This is a genomic window from Cellulosilyticum sp., assembly GCF_982396655.1.
The window spans coordinates 1-3,698 of the sequence record NZ_CEVXFV010000103.1 but is presented as its reverse complement, the minus strand read 5'-3'; the positions used below and the strand labels follow the sequence as shown (position 1 = coordinate 3,698).

Sequence of the window (3,698 nt, the reverse complement as noted above, 5' to 3'; positions counted from 1 at the left end):
TTTTTATTCTTTTCATATAAATCTCCTCAATAATATATTAAATTAAAACCTTTTCCGGAATAAGGAATTTACATAATATATTTAATATATTATTTATTATACAAATTCAACCCTTTTAATCATACAAATTTTCTAACACTTAAAACAACGGTGCTAATCTTTCCTTTATCAATCTCTTTCTTCTCTTATTAAATCCATCTTCCGTCAGCTCCATTACCTCACATATCCTACCTATTGAATACCTTTTAAAGTATCTCATCTCAATTAGTTGTAATTCATACTCTGTCAGTATGCTTAATATATTTTCTACCCTCTTTAGTTGTCTTTCCTTCTTCTGTATCTCCTTTAAAATCTCCTGTATACGTCTTTCATTATCTCTTTCCCTTTCTATAACCTCATTCTCTACAACGCTATTAAACGCATATGTGGCACTTCCTGCCCTTTCATTCCCACTAGCTCCTGTTATACCTACTACTTCCTGAGCTTCTTCTAAGTCTAACTTCAAATTATCTATCTCAACCTTTAACTTTGGCAAATTATAAAGGATACCTTCTACTGTGCTGTAATTATTGTCTTTCATTTTGTAACCTCCAAGTGTGTAATTATGCCTCTTTATATGCCTGATCTATTACCTTAACTATTCTTTCTTCAAATAACTTTCTAGGATATGCTTTCTCTCTTTGTTCAAAGTTTTGTCCACATGACATATATCTACCTAATTCAAGAAGTGTAGCCTCTACTACTTTATCTCTATTCAAATATATAATCTCTTTCTCTGGGCCTTCTATATGTGCTGCAAAAGCATCTACTATAACCTCTTTATCATGCTCAGCCTGTTCTAAACTGATTTGTCCTGCCTTGTATTGTGCATACAAACCTCTAAGCCCTATATAGTACCATCTTTCAAATAATGTAGCTCCTGCCTCTAATGGTGCATTTGCTTTTGCTAATCTATCAAGTGTTTTAGTGTCCATCGCTAGTCTCCTTTTGTATTATCTTTGAATTAATTCTTTTACCTGTACGCAGTAGCTGTTAACCCATTGGTCTGTATTCTTATCCTTATAATTTGATTCATACAATTCTCCTACTACAACTACCAACTTTCCTATCAAGTGTTCTATCTGCTCGTATATTCCTTTTGTGTCATAGCTGTTAAATACAGTTGCAGTAATCTTTTTATTTCTTCCATTACACGTGTTAGACACAGTGAACTTCAATACTTGCGTATTCTTAAAGTTAATCTTTTCTATATATCCTTCAAAGTTTAGTTTATTTATCACGTTAAATCTTCCTCTCGATTAGTTGTATTTATTTTTAACCACACCTACCCATTTATCTATATAGCAATCCATTGGCTACCTTTTGGGGAATTGGGGAAAGTAGTAGTTTTCTATTTATATCTTCCATCCATTGATACGCATAGCCTAAAGCATTTGGGGAATTTGGGGAATAATTTCTCAACTCTCTTTTATATTTTTATATACTTCTATACCTCTACATATTTATACTTTTTATTTTTCTATTAAATATATATCCCTATATTCCCTAAAATAATATAACCTATGATACTCAATGGATTGCTTGGGGAATAATCTTTCCCCTTTACACCCTAACATTCCCTAAGTTAGTTTTATACTTTATTCCTCTATAATGATGATAGCCATTGTATTTATTGCAAATTATCCCATTCTTTTCAGCTCTCTCCTTTATATTCGTTTTACTTAATGCTGTAATACCATTAGCTGCACAAAATTGAGTATAGCGTTCTTCAAATTCTGGCTTATGAATTTTATCCTTACTAGCACCTGTAACAATACATTCTTCTATAATGTATCTAAATAAACTATCGTTACTAGCTCTATATTGGATATTTGCTTGTTTGCTCATCTCACTCTCAGTTAAAACAAATCCCTTTTGTATAAGTCTTTTTAAGCCTTGAACCGCCCAAACAATAATGCCTTCTATTTCTTTTTCCATCTTCTCAAAAAGCCTATTATCTCTTTTCTCTGGTGGTATTACATTGTTGCAAGGTATAATTAAAAACCTCTCAAACATATGTGTTCCTTTATCGTCTTTAATATATGGCATCTCATTACAAGTAAAAGTAATGCCTCCTGTAAATGTAATAGAGAATGGATCTTTACCTTTTAACTCTGCCTCAATTACACCATCACCTGTTATCGCCTTAAATGTACTACCATCTTCAATATTAGCTGCTTTTTGGTCATCAATGAGAACACACTTCTTGCCATATAATGCACCTGCACCGAACTTAGCTGATAAGTCTTGAATTGATTTACTGCAAATGTTATTAAGCCCTATAATCTGTGCTAACATCTTAAGAAATTTTGACTTACCAGTATTACCTACAACTCCACAAAGAGCTACTGACTTTTTGCAAAGATTCGCATTATAGTTTGATATATTAAGTCCAAACCATTCTTGCAATGTACATGCTGTATCTTTATCACCTGACACTAATGTCTCAATAAATTCCTTCCATTTCTTTGGTGACTCTGCATCCTTGTTATAGTTGTATTGAATTTGATAAGTTAAAAGATACTTTGGACTATGCTCCATCATTTCCCATGTTTTTGTATTTAAGATGCCATTTTTAAAGTTAATAAGATGTTCCTCTGTGTTGAGCTGTTCATGATTAATAAAATTGTTAGTAGATATTAAGTCCTTATAAGTTGCTTCCCATACTGTCGGCTTACGCATTTCAAGTGGGATATATTCTTTAATCATGGCTTTTATTTCTCCTGTTGAAAGATGTTTATAGTAGCCATTGTCATACCAATAAACAAAGAATGTTTCACTCCCCTGTCTTTTTACAATATAGTAATTTGCCTGCTCCCTAATATGCTCTGCTAGTAAACTTGTATTAATCGTCTTTCTGCCCTTATCATTTGTAAAAATATAACTTGCCTCATATAAACTTTGTTTTTGTGCTTTCATCACTATTTCCTCCTATTTGTAATAATTTCTGTTATAATAACTGCCTCTATAAGTGCTTAAACATTTATTAATAGTCATGCTTCCATAAGTCGAACCACTTTGTCTTCTGTTCCATTTATCTCGCATCATGGCACTACTTCTATAAATCCTATCTATCTGCCCTGCATTACCACCTGTCCAAAAGATTAGGATATTTATAAATGTCATATCATCTTTAGATGCATCTCCTGAGCTGCCGCCGTAATAATAGAGGTCTCTAAATCTCTCATTTCTACTTGCCTTTTCAATGACTTCTCTATCATCCAAGTACTCGCCCCTTCCAATATGGTAGGGTGTGGTTAAAAAAGTCTTTTCTTGACTTGTCAAATACTTTTTGTGTAATGGCTTAATGCTCTCTGTACAATCTCTTAAGGTGTTATACTGACCAATCACCTTGCCTGTTACTGTAAAGAATCTGCCTTTTTCATAACACTCAAAGTTGCCTTTCCTACAAGCTCCTTTGGGCTTACTACCTTTACAAATTACATGGATACCTTTGCCACTAGGAGACACCTCACTATAACTATTTAATGTAGTTATAACTTCTTTTACTACTGGATCACTTAGCTCTACACTATCTATATCCACACCAAATATGCCATCACCTAACATAAAACCTAAACCATCATAAAGATGTACTACTCTCATAGCAGTTTCATAATCACTCCAAGTCTCAGCATTATTACTTTGAGCCATGCCAC

The 3,698-nt window shown here is 33.0% G+C and carries 5 protein-coding genes; all 5 read right to left on the bottom strand.

Annotated features, from left to right (window positions below; genetic code table 11):
• Window positions 1-139: 139 nt before the first annotated feature.
• Window positions 140-580: a sigma-70 RNA polymerase sigma factor region 4 domain-containing protein gene (locus AC1VAQ_RS20840; protein ID WP_479904526.1), complete on the bottom strand. Its 441-nt coding sequence runs from the start codon at window positions 578-580 to the stop codon at window positions 140-142.
• A 22-nt stretch (window positions 581-602) separates the two neighbouring features.
• Window positions 603-974, bottom strand: a complete 372-nt coding sequence (locus tag AC1VAQ_RS20835) for a hypothetical protein (RefSeq protein WP_479904525.1) — start codon at window positions 972-974, stop codon at window positions 603-605.
• An 18-nt stretch (window positions 975-992) separates the two neighbouring features.
• Complete coding sequence (locus AC1VAQ_RS20830; protein WP_479904524.1) at window positions 993-1,280, bottom strand: hypothetical protein; 288 nt, start codon at window positions 1,278-1,280, stop codon at window positions 993-995.
• A 322-nt stretch (window positions 1,281-1,602) separates the two neighbouring features.
• Window positions 1,603-2,958 carry a DNA primase family protein gene (locus tag AC1VAQ_RS20825; RefSeq protein ID WP_479904523.1) on the bottom strand — a complete coding sequence of 452 codons (1,356 nt, stop codon included), beginning with the start codon at window positions 2,956-2,958 and terminating at the stop codon, window positions 1,603-1,605.
• A 12-nt stretch (window positions 2,959-2,970) separates the two neighbouring features.
• A partial coding sequence (locus AC1VAQ_RS20820) for a phage NrS-1 polymerase family protein (RefSeq protein WP_479904522.1) occupies window positions 2,971-3,698 on the bottom strand: 728 nt, incomplete at its 5' end.